The organism is Pseudoflavonifractor gallinarum (genome assembly GCF_014982855.1).
In the GTDB taxonomy this organism is placed as follows: Bacteria; Bacillota; Clostridia; order Oscillospirales; family Oscillospiraceae; genus Pseudoflavonifractor_A; species Pseudoflavonifractor_A gallinarum.
In genome coordinates this window covers 108,918-127,238 of sequence record NZ_JADCKF010000009.1, presented here as the reverse complement: position 1 = coordinate 127,238, position 18,321 = coordinate 108,918, and the positions used below count along the sequence as shown (strand labels likewise).

At 60.5% G+C, this 18,321-nt stretch carries 18 protein-coding genes; 11 read left to right on the top strand and 7 right to left on the bottom strand.

Annotated elements, in window-relative coordinates; genetic code table 11:
* Positions 1–144 precede the first annotated feature (144 nt).
* The 4 genes from INF37_RS10920 to thyA all read right to left on the bottom strand — a co-directional run bounded on the left by INF37_RS10920 (position 145) and on the right by thyA (position 3,492).
* Positions 145–1,479, bottom strand: a complete 1,335-nt coding sequence (locus INF37_RS10920; RefSeq protein ID WP_193538289.1) for a glucose-6-phosphate isomerase — start codon at positions 1,477–1,479, stop codon at positions 145–147.
* 106 nt (positions 1,480–1,585) lie between these two features.
* Positions 1,586–2,152, bottom strand: coding sequence for an NUDIX hydrolase (locus INF37_RS10915; protein WP_193538288.1), 567 nt, complete (start codon positions 2,150–2,152; stop codon positions 1,586–1,588).
* 2 nt (positions 2,153–2,154) lie between these two features.
* A complete protein-coding gene (locus INF37_RS10910; RefSeq protein ID WP_193538287.1) occupies positions 2,155–2,631 on the bottom strand; it encodes a dihydrofolate reductase in 477 nt (158 codons plus the stop codon).
* Positions 2,632–2,661: 30 nt separating this feature from the next.
* Positions 2,662–3,492: a thymidylate synthase gene (gene thyA / locus INF37_RS10905; RefSeq protein WP_186963985.1), complete on the bottom strand. Its 831-nt coding sequence runs from the start codon at positions 3,490–3,492 to the stop codon at positions 2,662–2,664.
* A 195-nt stretch (positions 3,493–3,687) separates the two neighbouring features.
* On the opposite strand from thyA, the gene INF37_RS10900 reads away from it, so the two are divergent.
* Complete coding sequence (locus INF37_RS10900) at positions 3,688–4,233, top strand: FUSC family protein (RefSeq protein WP_193538286.1); 546 nt, start codon at positions 3,688–3,690, stop codon at positions 4,231–4,233.
* 47 nt (positions 4,234–4,280) lie between these two features.
* On the opposite strand, the gene INF37_RS10895 is transcribed toward INF37_RS10900, so the two are convergent.
* Together INF37_RS10895 and mtaB are read right to left on the bottom strand one after the other, a co-directional pair.
* A complete protein-coding gene (locus INF37_RS10895; RefSeq protein WP_193538285.1) occupies positions 4,281–5,705 on the bottom strand; it encodes a S41 family peptidase in 1,425 nt (474 codons plus the stop codon).
* Complete coding sequence (mtaB, locus tag INF37_RS10890; protein WP_193538284.1) at positions 5,706–7,016, bottom strand: tRNA (N(6)-L-threonylcarbamoyladenosine(37)-C(2))-methylthiotransferase MtaB; 1,311 nt, start codon at positions 7,014–7,016, stop codon at positions 5,706–5,708.
* Positions 7,017–7,217: 201 nt separating this feature from the next.
* On the opposite strand from mtaB, the gene INF37_RS10885 reads away from it, so the two are divergent.
* The 3 genes from INF37_RS10885 to INF37_RS10875 all read left to right on the top strand — a co-directional run bounded on the left by INF37_RS10885 (position 7,218) and on the right by INF37_RS10875 (position 9,405).
* On the top strand, positions 7,218–7,460 hold the full coding sequence (locus INF37_RS10885; RefSeq protein ID WP_101691478.1) for an HPr family phosphocarrier protein: 243 nt from the start codon (positions 7,218–7,220) through the stop codon (positions 7,458–7,460).
* A 300-nt stretch (positions 7,461–7,760) separates the two neighbouring features.
* Entirely contained in the window at positions 7,761–8,030 is a 270-nt protein-coding gene (locus tag INF37_RS10880) for an ACT domain-containing protein (RefSeq protein WP_101691479.1), read from the top strand.
* Positions 8,031–8,046: 16 nt separating this feature from the next.
* Positions 8,047–9,405 (top strand): PFL family protein, encoded by a 1,359-nt coding sequence (locus tag INF37_RS10875; RefSeq protein ID WP_193538283.1) that lies wholly within the window; start codon positions 8,047–8,049, stop codon positions 9,403–9,405.
* Positions 9,406–9,465: 60 nt separating this feature from the next.
* Here INF37_RS10875 and INF37_RS10870 read toward each other — a convergent pair whose 3' ends face one another.
* On the bottom strand, positions 9,466–10,728 hold the full coding sequence (locus INF37_RS10870; RefSeq protein ID WP_193538282.1) for a hemolysin family protein: 1,263 nt from the start codon (positions 10,726–10,728) through the stop codon (positions 9,466–9,468).
* A gap of 383 nt (positions 10,729–11,111) precedes the next feature.
* Here INF37_RS10870 and INF37_RS10865 point away from each other — a divergent pair, with 383 nt between their 5' ends.
* The 7 genes from INF37_RS10865 to INF37_RS10835 all read left to right on the top strand — a co-directional run bounded on the left by INF37_RS10865 (position 11,112) and on the right by INF37_RS10835 (position 18,233).
* Complete coding sequence (locus INF37_RS10865; protein ID WP_193538280.1) at positions 11,112–12,407, top strand: chloride channel protein; 1,296 nt, start codon at positions 11,112–11,114, stop codon at positions 12,405–12,407.
* A gap of 62 nt (positions 12,408–12,469) precedes the next feature.
* A complete protein-coding gene (gene sdaAB, locus INF37_RS10860; protein WP_101691483.1) occupies positions 12,470–13,141 on the top strand; it encodes an L-serine ammonia-lyase, iron-sulfur-dependent subunit beta in 672 nt (223 codons plus the stop codon).
* A gap of 2 nt (positions 13,142–13,143) precedes the next feature.
* Complete coding sequence (sdaAA, locus tag INF37_RS10855) at positions 13,144–14,013, top strand: L-serine ammonia-lyase, iron-sulfur-dependent, subunit alpha (protein WP_101691484.1); 870 nt, start codon at positions 13,144–13,146, stop codon at positions 14,011–14,013.
* A 100-nt stretch (positions 14,014–14,113) separates the two neighbouring features.
* The gene (locus tag INF37_RS10850; protein WP_101691485.1) at positions 14,114–14,482 is read left to right on the top strand and encodes a VOC family protein; all 369 of its coding nucleotides are present in this window, start codon (positions 14,114–14,116) and stop codon (positions 14,480–14,482) included.
* A 3-nt stretch (positions 14,483–14,485) separates the two neighbouring features.
* Entirely contained in the window at positions 14,486–15,550 is a 1,065-nt protein-coding gene (locus tag INF37_RS10845) for an acyltransferase (RefSeq protein WP_193538278.1), read from the top strand.
* Positions 15,551–15,578: 28 nt separating this feature from the next.
* On the top strand, positions 15,579–17,006 hold the full coding sequence (locus INF37_RS10840; protein WP_193538276.1) for an MBOAT family O-acyltransferase: 1,428 nt from the start codon (positions 15,579–15,581) through the stop codon (positions 17,004–17,006).
* Positions 17,007–17,018: 12 nt separating this feature from the next.
* Positions 17,019–18,233, top strand: coding sequence for a DHHW family protein (locus INF37_RS10835; RefSeq protein WP_193538274.1), 1,215 nt, complete (start codon positions 17,019–17,021; stop codon positions 18,231–18,233).
* Positions 18,234–18,321 lie beyond the last annotated feature (88 nt).

The following is an 18,321-nucleotide window of genomic DNA, read 5'->3' as shown; positions in this document are numbered from 1 at the left end:
ACTCCCCCGGTCTTTGTATCATGTTACCATATCAAAGCTTAGATTGCAACTGATTTACAGAAGTTTGCTTAAATTTCAAAGAAAGGTTCCGCCTGCTTTGGGTACTTATCACCACAACAGTCCCTTTTCACTCTAAGAACACGCTTAATGGCCCAGCCGCGCCTCCAGCTCTGCCTTTTGGGCCTCATAACCCGGTTTCCCCAGGAGAGCGTACATATTCTTCTTATAGGCCTCCACGCCCGGCTGGTCAAAGGGATTGACCTCCAGCAGATAGCCGGACAGTCCGCAGGAATACTCAAAGAAGTAGATCAGCTCGCCCACGGTGTGCTCATCCCGGCGGGCGGCCTGGATGACCAGGTTGGGCACGCCGCCGTCCACATGGGCCAGGAGGGTTCCCCGCATGGCCTGTTCCGCCACAAAGGACAGGGGCTTGCCCGAGAGGAAGTTCAGGCCGTCCACATTGTCCGGATCATGGGGGATCGTGAAGCTCCCCAGCGACTCGGCAAACCGGACCACGCTCTCAAACATCAGCCGCTCGCCCTGCTGGATATACTGTCCCATGGAGTGGAGGTCGGCGGTGAACTCCACGCTGGCGGGGAAGAGTCCCTTGCCGTCCTTGCCCTCGCTCTCGCCGTAGAGCTGCTTCCACCACTCGGCAAAGAAGCGGAAGGCGGGCTCATAGCCCACCAGGATCTCGGTGCGCTTGCCCAGGGTGTACAGAGCGTGGCGGGCGGCGGCATACTGCCAAGCAGGGTTGTCCATCCCCGGCACGGAGAGGGCCTCCATCGCCTGGGCCGCGCCCTCCATCAGCTTCTCCAGATCGATACCGGCCACCGCGATGGGCAGAAGGCCCACAGCCGTGAGGACCGAGTAGCGTCCGCCCACCGCGTCGGGTACCACAAAGGTCTCATACCCCTCCGAGTCAGCCAGTCCCTTGAGGGCTCCCTTGTGGGCGTCGGTGGTGGCATAGATGCGCCGGCGGGCCTCTTCCTTCCCGTACTTCTCCTCCAGCAGATTCTTAAAGATCCGGAAGGCCACGGCGGGCTCAGTGGTCGTGCCCGACTTGGAGATCACATTGACAGAAAAATCCCGGTCCTTGACCAGGTCGATGATCTCCAGCAGCGCGTCGGTGGACAGCCCGTTTCCGGCAAAAAAGATGTCGGGCGTGTCTTTTTTCTTCAGGTTATAGTTGGGCGATTTGAGCAGTTCGATCACCGCGCGGGCGCCCAGATAGGAGCCGCCGATTCCCACGACCACCAGGGCCTGGGAGTCGGACTGGATTTTTTTCGCCACGCAGCGGATGCGGGCAAACTCCTCTTTATCATAATCCCGGGGCAGGTGGACCCATCCGGTAAACGAGCCGCCGGCTCCGCTGCCGTTCTCCAGCCAGCCGCGGGCCTGCTCCAGCCGCTCGGTACGGGATGTCAGCCAGTCCTCCGGAAGAAAACCGGTGGCGTTGGACACATCAAGTTGAATCATATCAGATTGCCTCCTTTGCAGACATGGGTGCTGTCCATATTATACACCACCACCCGGTCTATTCCTAGCCTATTTTGTGGAAAAAGGCAATCCATTTTTCCGCGCCTTACCGTGCCAACAGGGCCTGGGCCCGGCGGAGGAGCTTGGTATACACCCCGTCCATCTGCCACTCATTGGTATAGGAGAGCAGGTCGTCCGCCGGAAGCCAGCCCACCCGGGTGTTTTCTCCCTCCCGGACGGTGAGGGCATCCCCCTCGTCGGCCACCAGCAGATAGGTCACGTTGAGGTGCTGATGGGCCGGCACATACCGGCCTCGCTTCACATGTCCCCACACCGGCAGGATGTCCAGCGACATGATGTCGGAGGAGAGGGGGAGCACATGGGTTACACCGGTCTCCTCCCGGGCCTCCCGCAGGGCCACGGAGAGCAGATCCTCCTCCCCGTCCGCATGGCCGCCGGTCCAGGCCCAGACCCGATAGATATTGTGGTGGGCCATCAGGACCTTGGAGCCGTCGGCATTGACCACAAAGCCGGAGCTGGTGATATGGGCCACCTCATTTTCCCGGGTCAGAAGCCGCCCTGGGAAGAGCCTGGCATACTCCAGCATCATGCGCTGGTCGGCCTCCTCCTGGGCATTTTCCGGACGGTAGGCCCGGATGTCGTCCAGATACATGCTTATCGCCTCCGGTAGGTCACATAGTGGTAGCGGATGCCGTCCTGCTCCAGCATCTCCCCCTCTTCGGACACATACCACTCCGGCAGACGGTCCAGGTTCGGGAAAAAGGTATCCGCAGGAAAAGCCGCCTGGATCTTGGTCACATAGACGGTGTCGCACTTCTCCAGGAGGGCTTGGTACACGCTCCCCCCGCCGATCACAAAGGCATCCTCCGGCGCGGCGGCGCACAGGTCCTCCAGACTGGAAAAGACCTCCGCCCCCTCACAGCAAAATGCCTTGTTTCGGGAGAGGATCAGATTCCGCCGCTTGGGCAGGGGCCTCCCTCCTGGAAAGGTGGCCAGGGTCTTGCGGCCCAGGATCACCGCATGCCCCATGGTCAGGGCCTTAAAGCGTTTCAGGTCCTCCGAGAGGTAGACCAGCTGGTCCCCGTCCCGGCCGATCCCCCAGTTTTCATCCACTGCTACGATGGCGTACATGGCTCTCCCCGCTTTCTTCTTTCGGATTGGTTATACCGCCACCGGGATCTTCCCGGCCAGCGGATGGGCCTGATATCCCTCCAGGCGCAGGCTCTCCGGTGTGAAGGCATAAAAATCCTCCACTGCCGGGTCGATCCACAGCTTGGGGGCGTCATAGGGCTTTCGTTCCAGCAGCTCCTCCACAATGGGCACATGGCGGTCGTAGATGTGGGCGTCCGCGATGACATGGATGAGCTCCCCGGCCTCCAGGCCGGACACCTGGGCCAGCATGTGGACCAGGGCGGCATACTGCATCACATTCCAGCCGTTGGCGGTGAGCATGTCCTGGCTGCGCTGGTTCAAAATAGCGTTGAGGGTGCGCCCGCTCACATTGAAGGTCATGGACCAGGCGCAGGGATACAGGTGCATCTCATGCAGGTCCGCATGGTTATAAAGGTTGGTCAGAATGCGCCGGGAGGCCGGGTTGTGCTTCAGGTCATAGAGCACCCGGTCCACCTGGTCAAACTCCCCCTCAGGATAGCGGTGCTTTACGCCCAGCTGATAGCCGTAGGCTTTTCCGATCGAACCGCTCTCATCGGCCCAGGCATCCCAGATGTGGCTGTTCAGGTCCTGAATCTGATTGGATTTCTTCTGCCAGATCCAGAGCAGCTCATCCAGCGCATTGCGGAAGGCCATCTTCCGGATGGTCTGGACGGGAAATTCCTCCCGCAGATCATAGCGGTTGACGATCCCGAATGCTTTGATGGTATGGGCAGGCGTTCCGTCCTCCCAGCGGGGCCGGACATTCTGATCGGTGTCCCAGACTCCGTGGGCCAGAATCTCTTTGCAATTTTGGATAAACAGTTCGTCGGCTCGGCTCATAGTGTTCCTCCTCACTCTCATTTCCCGCTATTATAGCACAGTCCACGATATCCTACTAGCTCTCTTGTCTATACAACTTTATGCAAAAAACTGCATAGTTTTCTCCTGCAATATGGAATCCTATTCCGTTCTATGGTATTCTTGTCTTGTCAACAAAATATGAGAACCACCGTGTTCTCCACAGGAGTGTCTGTCATGAACAAGCCCCCCGTCCCACTTCCCCACGTGGGTCTGCGCAATCTCAAGACCGCCCTCTCTGCCTCGCTTTGTGCCCTGATCTACTATTTCATCAACCGGAACCCCACCTTTGCCTGCATCGGTGCCATCTTCGGTATGGGCGCCAACATGGACCATTCCAAGCTGCACGGCGGCAACCGCCTCTTCGGCACCATCATCGGCGGCTTTCTGGGAATGGGACTCTTTCGGATCTACATTATCTTTGTCCCGGATGGAAGCAACCGCCTCCTGCTGGTACCTCTCCTCTTTGTGGGCGTCGTGATCCTGATTATTCTGGCACAGGTCTTCTGGGTGGGGGCTGTTCAGCCCGGCGGCGTGGTGCTGTGCATTGTACTCTTCAACACCCCGGTGGATACCTATGTGAGCTATGCCCTGAACCGTATGATCGACACCGGCGCAGGGGTGGCCATGTCCCTGCTCATCAACTATCTGCTCCCCCGGGAGCGCCTGGTGAACTGGATCAATGTGTGCTGCCGGGCGCTGGGTTGGCCGGAACGCTATTGAATCAAGCAAAAGATCCCGCGGAGCTGATCAGCTCCGCGGGATCTGTTTTATTGTGGGTTCAAGCCGTAATAGGCGCACAGGCGGGCTACCGCCGCCGGGGCCTCCGTGGGGTTCACCCACAGGTCGGGCAGAAACCCCACGCCGTCCCGGTTCTCCATCGCTTCACAGAAGCTCAGCCCGGTGCCGAAATACACCTCGATCCCGGTATTGGGGAGATAGAAATGCCAGTTGCTTGATACCAACGAGCATCCTGACGATGGGACCCCTACCACCAGTACATTCTCCACGGAGTGCAGAAATTCCACCACCGTCTCACCGGAGGAGGCCGTTCCCTTATCTGTGAGCAGGAAGGTGACCCCCTCCCGGGGTACCCAGGTCCCCTCCTCCTGAGCGACACGCCAATTCCCCATCTGTTCTTCCGGATAGGAGAACGCCTTACAGGAGAGCTGGCTGTACCGGTGTCCAAAAACCCATCTGGAAGCGCACGGCTGGCCGGTCCACCCCTCAAACCAATCCATGATCCACCGGTCGCTTCCGCCGGAATTCCGCCGCACATCAAAGAGCAGCACCGGCGCGTCGGCATACTCCCCGCCGCAGGACGCAAACCGCTCCAGCTCCGCTTCGCTCTCTGGCAGCATTTCATAAGGGCTCATCTTCCGAGACACCAGCATGGGCAGGCCCTCATACGCCCGCTCAGCAAACACAAAAGGCTCCGGCTCCTCCAGATCGGCCATGCCGCAGGGCTGCCAGTCCAGGGTATACCCACCCAGCGTCTCGGGCAGATCGCTCCCGTCATGGCTCAGGGCAAAAAAGCCGTAGGTGATGGCGCCGTCCGGTCCAATGGTGGGCTTCACATAGGCCGGGTCCAATCCCTCCGCCTCCGGGTCAGCAATGTACTGGTCCGGCACATAGTAGGGCTCCTGCCGGACCTCTTCGATGAGGTGCTTTCTACCAATCGTAAAGTGTCCGTCCCGGATGACCGGACTCACCGCGTCATAGAGGATGTCCCGGATCTCCTTGGAATACAGGATGTCCCCCTCTTCTTTCCCGCTCTCCAGCGCCGCGATGGCCTGCTCCTCCAACGGGCCGAACACCTCGTCCCCGCCGAAATAGTCATATGCGCCGTATGTGGTGCGCAGGAGGGTGAAAAAGGTCTCGATGTCCTCCCGGGCCGTCTCCAGTGTGAGGGGCTTCTCCAGATTGTGAGGGGTGAGCAGCCGTTCCATCTCGGCCTCGGTAAAGGTGTTATTCTGTTCCCGGAAGTCCGATGTCCAGGCCGAGATGTCCATGGGTTCCCCGCTCTCCTGGGCGGAGCGCCGTGCCTCATTCACCCCGGCTAAAAACGTATCAAAGGAGACCGGCTCCGGACTTTGGCTGGCCGTGGGCGCAGCGGTCGGGGATGGCTCCGGGGCAGGAGCACATCCGGCCAGCAGCAGAAGGGACAGGCTGAGAGAGAGGGCGCGCCGTTTCATTTATACCACTCCAATCAGATGATTTTCACTCCAATCCGTAATTTTAACCTCTTTTTCTACATTATGGAGTCCCTCTCCCGGGGCAAGGACCTCCACATAGTTGGGAGCGTGGCCCCGCCAGAGGCCGTCCCGCTCCTCCTCAAAGAGCACAGGGAGGGACTTCCCCACCCACTGCTCCAGATAGGCCGCCTCCAGACGGCGGGCCAGCTCCCCGGCCCGGTGAGCCCGCTCCTCCTTGACCGCATTGGGTACCTGGTCGGGCATGGCGGCCGCCGGCGTCCCGGAGCGGCGGGAGTAGGGGAAGATGTGCATGGCGGAAAAGGCGCACTTCTCCACAAAGGCCAGGGTCTGCGCAAACTCTTCCTCGGTCTCCCCGGGGAAGCCTACAATGAGATCAGTGGTAATGCCGGGGCGGTCAAAGTATTCCCGGAGTAATTGTACGCTCTCATAATACCGTGCGGTATCATATTTCCGGTTCATCCGCCGGAGCACACTGTCGCAGCCGCTCTGCATGGACAGGTGGAAATGGGGACACAGATTGGGCAGGACAGAGGCCCGGCGGCAGAATTCTTCCGTAATGGTGCGGGGCTCCAGACTGCCCAGACGCACCCGTGTGCCCTCGGGCAGCGCACGGCAGACCGCCTCCACCAGATCAATGAGGGTGGGACCGTCCTTCCACTCGGCACCCCAGGAGGAGATCTCAATGCCGGTGAGGACCACCTCCCGGTATCCCTCCGCCCCCAGACGGCGGCACTGCTCCTCCGCCTCCGGGATGGAGAGGGAGCGGATGGGTCCACGGGCATAGGGAATGATACAGTAGGTGCAGAAGTTGACGCAGCCGTCCTCCACCTTCAGCATGGCGCGGGTGCGCCCCTCCAGCCCGCCGGCGGGCAGGACCTCAAAGGCGCGCCGGCGCAAGGCATTGTCCACCGTCACCCGGGGCTCTTCCCCTGCCATCCGGGCGGCCCGGCGGTCCTCCAGCAGTTCCTCCAGATCGTCCAGAAAAGCCATGCGTCCGGCGGTACCCGAGATCAGGTCCACCTCCAGCGCACGGACCGCCTCGGGATTGGTCTGGGCATAACAGCCGCAGACCCCAATCACGGCATCCGGATTTTCCTTCCGGGCCCGGCGGATGATCTGGCGGGACTTTTTGTCGCTCACCGCCGTGACGGAACAGGTATTGATGATATAGGCGTCCGCATGTCCCTCAAACGGGACCAGGGTATGCCCTCTGCCGGAGAGCTCAGCCTCCATCGCCTGGGTCTCATATTGATTGACCTTGCAGCCCAAGGTATAAATGGCGATCTTCATGGTATCTCCTTCGCTTTATCTTTTCATATTTTATCTTGTCATTTGGGCGTAAAGTACGTATAATATCCTAATATCAGCTCGACAGCACACGCGGGGATTCCCGTATCCTTTTATTATACGGCATGGATGCCCCAGCGTAAAGAAAAAAGGCGCGGGAGTCTGCATCCGCGCCGCCGTAATTTTATTGGGGAGATGAGACAAGTGAGTCGTTTTCAGATCAACCTGCCCTCACTGGACGACGTAAAGCGTTTCTGTAATCTGGCCAATCAGCATGAGTGTGAGATCGATGTCTGTTCCGGCCGCTATGTGGTCAATGCCAAGTCCATTATGGGCCTGTTTTCCATCGACCGGGACCAGCCCGCCACGGTGGAGTTTCATGGCAGCGACGCCCAGTGCGCCGATTTCCGCAGAGAGCTGGGCTCCCTGGTCATTTCCGAAATGTAATCCATAGAAAGACACATGAGCGGTGCGCATGGATTTCTCCCGTGCGCACCATTTTTTTCTTTATTTTTTCATGTTTTTCGTAGAAAATGCAGTTTACAAGCAAAATTATGCTATGCTATAATAATCCCGCTGTAAGCCTTTTTTCGGAAAGTGACCGCCACAGCCGAACACTTTTCCATCAAACCCTTTCCCTGTTTTCCTTACTTGGAGAAGCCGGAAAGAGAGCGTAGTTCACATGGGCTTATGATCCGACATAGAGTAAAGCGCAGACCGCGTGAGATATTGAGGAGGAAACAAATTATGCGCGCAATTGTAACTGTTTTGGGAAAAGATGACGTGGGCATCCTGTCTTTTGTCACCGCTCTCCTGGCGGAGCACAAGGTCAGCGTTCTGGATATCAGCCAGACCATCATGCGGGAGTACTTCACCATGGTCATGCTGGTGGACTGCGCCCAGATCGACCTTCCCTTTGCGGAGCTGGTTGCTCTGATGGAGGGCCAGGGCAAGGAGCACAACCTGTCCATCCACATCCAGCGCGAGGACATCTTCAACGCCATGCACCGCATTTAAGAAGGGAGCCGGGCACATGATCAATACCAACGAAATCCTGGATACCATCCACATGATCGACCAGCAGCACCTGGATGTGCGCACCATCACCATGGGAATCTCCCTCCTGGACTGCGCCGACTCCGATCCCAAGATCGCCTGCCGGAAGATCTATGATAAAATCACCCGCTATGCCGACCGCCTGGTCTCCACCGGCGAGGACATCGAGCGGGAATATGGCATCCCCATTGTAAACAAGCGCATCTCGGTCACGCCCATGGCCCTGGTGGCCGGGGCCTCCGAGGCCAAGGACTATGTCCCCTTCGCGGTGGCCATGGATGACGCGGCCAAGGCCACCGGCGTCAACTTCATCGGCGGCTTCTCCGCCCTGGTTCAGAAGGGCGCTACCCCCGCCGACCGGAAGCTCATCGCCTCCATCCCCGAGGCTCTGGCCCGCACGCAGTATGTCTGCTCCTCGGTCAACGTGGGCTCCACCAAGGCCGGCATCAACATGAACGCCGTGGGCGTCATGGGCCGGATCATCAAGGAGTGCGCCGAGCTCACCGCCGACCAGGCCGGTTTCGGCTGCGCCAAGCTGGTGGTCTTCTGCAACGCGGTGGAGGATAACCCCTTTATGGCCGGCGCCTTCCACGGCGTGGGCGAGGGCGACTGTGTCATCAACGTGGGCGTCTCCGGCCCCGGCGTGGTCCATCACGCCCTTCAGTCGGTCAAGGGTATGCCCTTTGATGAGGTGGCCGAGACCATCAAAAAGACCGCCTTCCGCATCACCCGTATGGGCCAGCTGGTGGCCCAGGAGGCCAGCCGCCGTCTGGGGGTCCCCTTCGGTATCGTGGACCTCTCCCTGGCTCCCACCCCTGCCATCGGCGACAGCGTGGCCCGTATTCTGGAGGAGATGGGCCTGGAAGCCTGCGGCACTCACGGCACCACCGCCGCTCTGGCCCTCCTCAACGACGCGGTGAAGAAGGGCGGCGTCATGGCCTCCTCCCACGTGGGCGGCCTGTCCGGCGCCTTCATCCCCGTATCCGAGGACGAGGGTATGATCGCGGCCGCCCAGAGCGGCGCGCTCACCCTCGATAAGCTGGAGGCCATGACCTGCGTCTGCTCGGTGGGTCTGGACATGATCGCCGTACCCGGCGACACCAGCTCCGACACCATTTCCGCCATCATCGCCGACGAGGCCGCCATCGGCATGGTCAACTCCAAGACCACTGCGGTGCGCATCATCCCCGCCCCCGGCAAGAAGGTGGGCGACATGGTGGAGTTCGGCGGACTGTTGGGCTCCGCTCCGGTCATGCCGGTGCACCCCTTCTCCAGCCATGCCTTTGTGGCGCGCGGCGGCCGTATCCCCGCCCCCATGCAGAGCCTGAAGAACTAAAGTTTTGCACAAAAAAGGCCCCGGATGTGGAAAACATCCGGGGCCCTCTTTTTTGCAATCCTATTTTTCCTCTTCCTCGGTATCCTCCGGGGGCAGTTTGGAGACCAATGCCCACTCCACCCGGCGCTCCGAGAGCCGTTCCACCTGAATGTGCAGTCCCACGGTATCCACCACGGGGCAGCCGCCGTCCTCCGGAATGACCGACAGCTGGGCAAAGACCAGGCCGCCCAGCGTCTCCGCCTCCTCATCCGGCGGAAATTCCACATCCAGCGCCTCCGCCAGGTCATCCAGCTCGGCCGAACCGGCCACCCGCCACAGATTTTCCTCCAAGCGGATGATCTCCTGCTCGTCCTGGGGGTCGAATTCGTCATAGATCTTGCCCACGATCTCCTCCAGGAGGTCTTCCATGGTGATGAGGCCGGAGGTACCGCCGTATTCATCCACCACCATGGCCATATGGATCTTCTTGCTCTGCATATCCCGGAAGAGATTGCCTGCCGCCACGGACCCGGGCACAAAATAGGCCTTGCGCAGCAGCTCCCGCAGGGGGAGGGGGTGCTCCTTCCGGCTGTTGAGGAAATAGTCCCGGCTGTACAGAATGCCGATCACATCGTCCAGGTCCTCGTCATAGACCGGGAAGCGGGAGAGTCCGCTCTCCTCGATGGTATGCAGGATCTCCTCGTCCGTGTCCTCCACCCAGAGGCTCACGATCTCGGTGCGGTGGATCATCACGTCCTCCGCGGTGAGGTCGTTGAAATCGAAGACGTTTTCGATCATTTCCTTTTCGGTGGAGTCAATGGCTCCCCGTTCCTCTCCAATGTCCATCAGGAGGCGGATATTCTCCTCCGAGATGGCTCCGCCCTCCGCCGCCGGGTCGATGCCGAAGCGGCGCAGGATCTGCCGCACCACCCAGGCCAGCCCTCCGGTAATGGGACGCACCGCCGTCACGAAGGGCAGCAGACAGGGGCAGAGCGTGCGCAATACCCCCAGCGGATCGTGCAGCGCGACCCGTCTCGGCGTCAGCCAGGTCAGTACATAAAAGCCCAGCAGCACCACCAGCAAAACGGCTGCCCGTTTGGCCTGTGCCGCCCACATGGTCTCTCCTGTACAGAAGATTGCGCTCAGATTCCAGGCCGCGGCCCCTGCCGTTCCCATACACAGCATCCGCCACAGCGCCACGCCCCGCAGAAAAACGGTGGGGTGGGTCAGGCACCGCAGCACCCGGACCGCCCGCGGCTCTCCCTCCTCCGCCTGACGGCGAAGGCTCTCTGAACTGACTTCATCCAGTGCGGCGGAACAGGCCGATAAGGGTATTTCCGCCAAAAGAGTTCCCAGCAACAAACTGATCCATATAGGCGGCTGCAAGGATGATTCCTCCTCTTTCTCTCAAATCAGACCGGCGCAGCATCTCCCCCTCGAATCGGAAACGCTGCGCTCTGCACAGACTGCGGTCCTCCCCCTTTCGGAAAGGACATCTCTTTATCGAATCATAGGCCCTTTCACACATGGGCAACCTATGCTGCAGTCTATTCAATCGGTACCATTATAGCACAATAGAGGAATATTTCCACGAAAAACCGCAAAAAACTTTTTCTTCCTCCCGCTCCTATGTTATAATGAGGGCAACTGACAGACTGTGCGGTATAGCATCACATTCCGGCAAATTTGAAGCCTCCCTGCACCCGCGCAGGAAAGGAGTCTGTTTCATGGAAGACTGGAAGAACCGGCTCTCCGCTCTGGTGGCGGAACCGGCAAGTGTGCTGAAATGGCTGATCTTTTCCGGCCTGATCGGACTGATCGTAGGCTGTGTGAGCGCCGCTTTCTACCATGCCTTTTTCTGGGCGACGTCTGCCCGCACCACCCACCTATGGCTGATCGGATTGCTGCCGCTGGGGGGCGTTTGTATTGTGGCCCTCTACCGCCTGTGCGGCCTGGAAAAGGACCAGGGCACCAACTTTGTGCTGGTGGCGGTACGGGAAAATGTCCCCCTTCGTCTGCGTACCGCGCCGCTGGTCTTTTTCTCCACCATCCTCACCCACCTGGTGGGCGGCTCCTCTGGCCGGGAGGGCGCCATCCTCCAGATCGGCGGCTCCATCTCCTCCAAGGTGGGCCAGTGGATGAAGCTGGATGACAAGGACAGCCGTATCATCACCATGTGCGGCATGGCTGCGGCTTTCTCCGCCCTGTTCGGCACCCCCATCACAGCGGCCATGTTTGCCATGGAGGTGGTCAGCGTGGGGGTGCTCTATTACGCGGCCATCGTCCCCTGTGCTATCTCTTCCATCATGGGTCTGTGGGTGGCCAAGCTCTTTCACGTTCCGGCCACCGCCTTCCCACTGACCGGCATCCCCGACCTGAGTCCGGTGGCACTTCTCCAGGTAATCGTCCTGGGCGTACTGTTTGCCCTGCTCTCCATTCTCTTTTGCCGCATCATGCATACGGTTCCCCACCTCTACCAGCGGTTTTTCCCAAATTCCTTTTTGCGGGCGGCGGTGGGCGGCTTTCTGGTCATTGCCCTCACGCTGCTGGTCTGGCTGTGGAACCCCTTCACCTTCGACTATAACGGCGCGGGCGAGAGCATCATCCATGCCGCTGTGGAGGGCCACGCCCGCCCGGAGGCCTTTCTGCTGAAAATGCTCTTCACCGCGCTGACCCTGGGAGCCGGCTTCAAGGGCGGAGAAATCGTACCGGTCTTCTTCACCGGCGCCACCTTCGGCTGTACGGTGGCGCCGCTGCTGGGCCTCTCCCCCTCCTTTGGCGCGGGACTGGGTATGGTCTGTGTGTTCTGCGGCGTGACCAACTGCCCCATCACCTCTCTGCTCATAGCCCTGGAGCTCTTCGGCGAGGGGAGCAGCGCCATGTTTACCGGCCAGAGCATGGGGCTCTTTGCCGTTTGCATCGCGATCTCCTACACTCTCTCCGGTTATTACGGCCTGTATAAGGAACAAAAAATCGTGTATAGTAAGTTCCGGCCGGAATTTATCAATAAAAAAGCGGACTGACCCAGCCCGCATGAAGTCGGGCGGCACGCTCCGTCCCAAAATTAAGGAGGCACTTTGACGGTATGACGATCTTTGACATCATGGGACCCATCATGGTGGGGCCCTCCAGTTCTCACACAGCGGGCGCCGTGCGGATCGGCCTGATCGCCCGCAAGCTGCTGGGCAGCGCGCCCATCGGCGCGGAGCTGACCCTTCACGGCTCCTTTGCCGCCACCGGCAGCGGCCACGGTACCGACCGCGCCCTGATCGCCGGCCTGCTGGGGATGGAGCCCGACGATCCCCGCATTCCCCAGAGCTTTGAGCTGGCGGAAGAGGCGGGTCTTTCCTTCCATTTCCGGCACGGGGTGCTCAAGGACGCCCACCCCAATTCCGTACAGATCCGTGCCATGGACCAGGATCTGCACCGCATCGCGGTGGTGGCCGCCTCTCTGGGGGGCGGGCGCATTCAGGTCTCCTCCGTGGACGGCATCCGCACCGTCTTTTCCGGCGAAAAAAACACCCTCATTATCCGCAATGAGGACCGCGTAGGCGAGGTGGCCGCTGTGAGCAATACCCTCTCGGCCTACAACGTCAATATTGCCTCCATGCAGCTCTACCGCAATGCCCGGGGGAGCGACGCCATTATTACCATCGAGAGCGATGAACCCATCACACCCGCCACCGTGGAGCGCATCCGTGCCTACCCCGGCATTAAGAGCGTGACCTACCTGGATGTGGGCGGAGGAGGAGAATAAGTATGTTTACTTCCGTGGATTCCATGCTTCTGATCGCCATGAAGGAGGAGAAGCCCCTCTGGCAGGTCATTCTGGAGGACGATGTGGCCGACCGCAGCGTCAAGGCCTGGTCCTCCAAGGCAAAGATGGCCTCCCTTTGGAAGGCCATGCAGGCCGCCGAGCAGGACTATGACCCCGAGCGCCGCTCCGCCAGCGGACTGGTGGGCGGCGAGGGCGCCCGGCTGGACGGGGATGGCCCGGGCCTGTGCAGCCCCTTCCTGCGCGATATCATCGCCACCGCCCTCAAGATGGGGGAGTGCAACGCCTGTATGCGCCGCATCGTGGCCGCCCCCACCGCCGGCTCCTGCGGCGTGCTCCCGGCCGTCCTTCTGCCCATGAAGCGGCGCTATGACCTGCCCGACGACCGGTTTATCGAGGCGCTGTATGTGGCCGCCGGCTTTGGACAGGTTATCGCCAGCCGCGCCTCCATCTCCGGCGCGGAGGGCGGGTGTCAGGCCGAGGTGGGCTCCGCCTCCGGCATGGCCGCCGCCGCCATCGTCTATCTGATGGGCGGTTCTCCCGAGCAGATGGCCCACGCCTGTGCCATGGCACTGGCCAACACCCTGGGGCTGGCCTGTGATCCCGTGGCCGGTCTGGTGGAGGTCCCCTGTGTCAAGCGCAATGTGATGGGCGCGGTCAACGCCCTCTCCTGCGCGGAGATGGCCCTCTCCGGTCTGGTCAGCCAGATCCCCTGCGATGAGGTCATCGACGCCATGGGCGCCGTGGGCGCCAGTCTCCCCTCCTCCCTGCGGGAGACCGGCGAGGGCGGCCTGGCCGCCACCCCCACGGGACGCCGGGTGGCCGAATTCATGCGCAGTCGGGACCGGGCATAACCCCCCTTCCCTTGCGCGGAAGCGTCCCATATGATATGATAAACTGCCCGCTTTCTCCATCGGGAGCGGGCAGTTTCACTTTTGCAAAGAGGTGTTTCCCATGCTTCAGTTCAACCACTTCAACTTCAATGTGCTCGATCTGGGCCGCTCTCTGGACTTCTATGAGAAGGCGCTGGATCTCCGTCCCGTCCGTACCAAAGAGGGCCCCGACGGTTCCTTCCGTCTGCTCTTTCTGGGCGACGGCTCCTCTTCCTTCACCCTGGAGCTGACCGAGGTCAAGGGCCGGACCGAGCCCTACGACCTGGGCGAGTGTGAGTTCCATCTGGCCTTTACCACCGACGATTTCGACGGCATGTACCAGCGCCATCGGGATATGGGCTGCATCTGCTTTGAAAACCGCGATATGGGGGTATATTTCATCGAGGACCCGGATGGGTACTGGATCGAGATCGTCCCCCAGCGGAGCTGAGCCATGGCCCGGGGCGAGGGCGGGCGGCTGGTCTACGCCGACCTGCTGCGTGTGGCCGCCACCCTGGCGGTGGTGATCCTCCATCTCTCCGGCGGGTGGATCTCCGAGGTGCCGGTGGCCTCCGGCGCCTGGCGGGTCTTTAACGTCTACGATGGCCTGACCCGCTGGTGTGTCCCGGTTTTTGTCATGCTCTCCGGGATGTTTTTGCTGGATCCCAAGAAGTCTCTCTCCTACCGCTCCCTCTTCTTCCGGCAGATCCTGCGCATCGTGGTGGCACTGGTGGTGTGGAGCGTGGTATATGGGCTCTTTGCCCTGTTCCTGAACGGGACGCCCCTCACCCTCTCTGCACTCATGCAAATCCTGCGGGAGCTGGTGTGGGGCAAGCTGCACTATCATCTCTGGTTCCTCCCCATGATCGTGGGGCTCTACCTGGTCACCCCCTTCCTGCGCGCCTTCGTGCGGGGGGCCTCCCGCTCGGACTTCCACTTCTTCTTCCTGCTGGTCTTTGTCTTTGCCATGCTCCTGCCCACCCTGCTGCGCATCCGTCCCAGCGCGACCCTCTCCACCTGGATGGACAAGCTGCAGCTGGAATTGGTACTGGGCTACACGGGCTACTATGTGCTAGGCTACTATCTGAAAACCTACACCCTGGGCCGTATTACGGAGCTGCTGCTCTATTTGCTGGGTCTGCTGGGCGGCGCGGTCACCGTATGGGGCACCGAGTGGCTCTCCCTCCGGAGCGGAAGTTCGGATTTTACCCTGTACAGCTATTTCTCTCCCACGGTGTGCGCCATGGCCGTGGCGGTCTTTGTGCTCTTCCGCTATCTCCTGGGCATGAGTGACGAGCGCTCCCGCCGCCAGCAGATGGCAGGGCTCTCCGCCATTACCTTCGGTATCTACCTGTGCCACGATCTGTTTATCATGCTGCTGCGCCACTTCGGCATCTCCACCCTCTCCTTTGCTCCGGTGGCCGCCGTGCCCGCGCTGTCCCTGCTGGTGTTCCTCTGTGCCGCTGTGTTGGCCTGGCTCCTGTCCAAGATCCCGGCAGTGGGGCGGTTCATCACCTGAGATTTTCGCTGAAAAGGAGTCCTGAAGCGTGCTGTTTTCCAGTTCCATCTTTCTCTTCCTCTTCCTGCCTCTGATGCTGCTGGGCTACTACGGTCCCTGCCGCCTGCTGGGCCGGTGGAGCCGCCCTGCCCAGAATCTGCTGCTGCTGGTGGGCTCCCTTCTCTTCTACGCCTGGGGTGAGCCCTGGTTCGTCCTGGTGATGATGGCCTCTATCCTGGTCAACTATGCCTTCGGCCTGTGGGTCCACGCCCAAAAGAGCCGTGGAAAGTCCACCCGTGTATCGGTGGTCCTCTCGGTGGCCTCCAACCTGGGACTGATGTTTGTCTTCAAGTACCTCACCTTTGTGCTGGGCGAGCTGGGACGGCTGGGGCTCTCCCTCACCGTCCCGGTGATCGAGCTCCCCCTCGGCATCTCCTTTTTCACCTTCCAGGCCATGAGCTATGTGCTGGATGTGAACCGGGATCGGGGCCAGGTCCAGCGCAATCCGCTGAAAGTGGCCCTGTACATCTCCTTCTTCCCCCAGCTCATCGCCGGTCCCATCGTCAAGTACGAGACGGTGGCGGAAGAGATCGACAGCCGCCGGGAGACCTGGGAGGACTGCTCCGCCGGGGTATGCCGCTTCCTGGTGGGCCTGGGCAAGAAGGTCATCCTGGCAAACCAGTTGGCGGTGGTAGCCGACTTTGCCTACGGCCTCTCCCCCCACGCCCTCTCCACCGGGATGGCCTGGCTGGGCTCCCTCTGCTACACCCTCCAGATCTACTACGATTTCTCGGGCTACTCCGATATGGCCATCGGCATGGGGCGTATGTTCGGCTTCCATTTCCTCGAAAACTTCAACTACCCCTACATCTCCCGCTCGGTCACCGAGTTCTGGCATCGGTGGCACATCTCCCTGTCCACCTGGTTCCGGGATTATGTCTACTTCCCTCTGGGCGGAAGCCGGGTGGACCGGCGCTGGAAGCACATCCGCAATCTCTTTGTGGTGTGGCTCCTCACCGGGATCTGGCACGGGGCCGCGTGGACCTTCCTGCTGTGGGGTCTGTACTATTTTGCCCTCCAATTTCTGGAGAAATTCTGCGGCCTGGGCCGCGGCTGGCCCAAGTGGACTCAGTGGCTCTTTACTTTCTTCCTGGTCAATCTGGGTTGGGTCTTTTTCCGGGCAGAACAGCTGAACGTGGCTCTGCCCTATCTCCACGCCATGTTTACGCCCGCGGCCGGTGTGTGGGACGGCTACGCCTCCCTCTTCCTCACGGACAACCTCCCCATTCTTCTGGCGGCCGTCCTGGGCTGTGCCCCGGTGCTCCCCTGGCTGGGGGCGCGGACCGCCCACTGGAAGGGCGGCGCCGCACTGGCACAGGATCTGTGCTGCTCTGCGGCCCTGCTTCTGCTGCTGGTGATTTCGGCCAGCTTCATTGTTAAGGGAACCTATAATCCCTTTATCTATTCCAACTTCTAAGGAGGACGCGCTATGAAACACCGGAAAGAGACCATCACTGCCGTCCTCTTCTTTCTCCTGCTGGCCATGGGACTGTGCTACATTGCCTTTCTCTTTCTCTCCGGCCAGAGCTCCCTGCGCGAGGAATTGGGCAAACTCCGCCGGGACCCGGGCTATGTGCTGGAATTTGTGGAACAGGCCGAGTCCGCCCTCAATGAGGACCTGGACCAAAGCCACGGCTTTATCCAGCTCTACGGCGGCTTTCAGCGTCTGTCCGGACGGCGGATGCTGGAGGATGTGAACCAGGCGGCCCGGGTGGTCCGGCTCTCCAACGGAACGCTGAATTTCTCCTATCCGGATGCTCAGCCGCTGGATGTCTCTCCCCAAATCCAGGCTGTCAATGACCTCCACGATGTCCTGGCACAGTGGGACATCCCTCTCCTCTATGTGGCCGCCCCTCAGAAGATCCAGGACGGACAGGAGGAGGCGCTCCTGCCCCCCGGTATCTACGATTACGCCAACGACAACGCCGACCGCCTGCTCGCCGGTCTCCAGGCCCATGGCACGGATACCTGGGACCTGCGCCCGCTCTTTGCACAGCAGGAGGACTATGCCTCCCTCTTCTTCTGCACCGATCACCACTGGAAGCCCGAGGGCGCCTTCCTGGCCTGGCAGGAGCTGACCGGCATTCTCGCTCAGGACTACGGCATCCATACCCCGAGCGAGTACACCGACCCCGCCAATTATGAAACTAAGGTCTATGAGGATTACTTTTTAGGCAGCCAGGGAAAGCGAACCGGCACACTTTACGCGGGTACCGACGATATTACGGAATATATCCCGCGCTTTGAGACAAACTTTACCTATGCCTCTCCCTCCTTCGCCCAGGAACGGACCGGCACTTTTTCCCAGTCCCTCCTGTTCCCCGAGCGCGTGGCGGAGCGGGACTGGTTCGGCGGCAATCCCTACACCCTCTACTCCGGCGGGGATTACGGCATCGCCACTATGACCAACCACCTCAACCCGGACGGAAAGAAGATCGTTTTGCTGCGGGAGTCCTTCTCCTGCGCCCTGGCCCCCTTCCTGGCCCTCTCCTGTTCGGAGCTGACCACCATTGATCTGCGCTATTTTGACGGGGATCTGCTGGATACGCTGCGTGAAATCGACCCAGATCTGGTCCTGACCCTCTACTGCGTGAGCTCTATCAGCAACCAAGATCTCTTCACATTTCAGCAAGGAGAAACTTAAGGAACATTTTCCCTCTCTTTTGTCACGCCGTGGGGAGTATTCTGCGTCCGCCCCCCGTTTCTTGTGATTTTTGACGCTTCTCACGCGC

What these genes read in the sequence shown, in the direction of transcription:
- INF37_RS10835 (WP_193538274.1), top strand. Translation starts at nt 17,019, where the DNA reads ATGAAACACCGGAAAGAGACCATCACTGCCGTCCTCTTCTTTCTCCTG.
- sdaAA (WP_101691484.1), top strand. Translation starts at nt 13,144, where the DNA reads ATGTTTACTTCCGTGGATTCCATGCTTCTGATCGCCATGAAGGAGGAG.
- INF37_RS10845 (WP_193538278.1), top strand. Translation starts at nt 14,486, where the DNA reads ATGGCCCGGGGCGAGGGCGGGCGGCTGGTCTACGCCGACCTGCTGCGT.
- INF37_RS10875 (WP_193538283.1), top strand. Translation starts at nt 8,047, where the DNA reads ATGATCAATACCAACGAAATCCTGGATACCATCCACATGATCGACCAG.
- INF37_RS10850 (WP_101691485.1), top strand. Translation starts at nt 14,114, where the DNA reads ATGCTTCAGTTCAACCACTTCAACTTCAATGTGCTCGATCTGGGCCGC.
- INF37_RS10895 (WP_193538285.1), bottom strand. Translation starts at nt 5,705, where the DNA reads ATGAAACGGCGCGCCCTCTCTCTCAGCCTGTCCCTTCTGCTGCTGGCC.
- INF37_RS10900 (WP_193538286.1), top strand. Translation starts at nt 3,688, where the DNA reads ATGAACAAGCCCCCCGTCCCACTTCCCCACGTGGGTCTGCGCAATCTC.
- INF37_RS10865 (WP_193538280.1), top strand. Translation starts at nt 11,112, where the DNA reads ATGGAAGACTGGAAGAACCGGCTCTCCGCTCTGGTGGCGGAACCGGCA.
- INF37_RS10880 (WP_101691479.1), top strand. Translation starts at nt 7,761, where the DNA reads ATGCGCGCAATTGTAACTGTTTTGGGAAAAGATGACGTGGGCATCCTG.
- INF37_RS10910 (WP_193538287.1), bottom strand. Translation starts at nt 2,631, where the DNA reads ATGTACGCCATCGTAGCAGTGGATGAAAACTGGGGGATCGGCCGGGAC.
- INF37_RS10915 (WP_193538288.1), bottom strand. Translation starts at nt 2,152, where the DNA reads ATGTATCTGGACGACATCCGGGCCTACCGTCCGGAAAATGCCCAGGAG.
- INF37_RS10920 (WP_193538289.1), bottom strand. Translation starts at nt 1,479, where the DNA reads ATGATTCAACTTGATGTGTCCAACGCCACCGGTTTTCTTCCGGAGGAC.
- thyA (WP_186963985.1), bottom strand. Translation starts at nt 3,492, where the DNA reads ATGAGCCGAGCCGACGAACTGTTTATCCAAAATTGCAAAGAGATTCTG.
- sdaAB (WP_101691483.1), top strand. Translation starts at nt 12,470, where the DNA reads ATGACGATCTTTGACATCATGGGACCCATCATGGTGGGGCCCTCCAGT.
- mtaB (WP_193538284.1), bottom strand. Translation starts at nt 7,016, where the DNA reads ATGAAGATCGCCATTTATACCTTGGGCTGCAAGGTCAATCAATATGAG.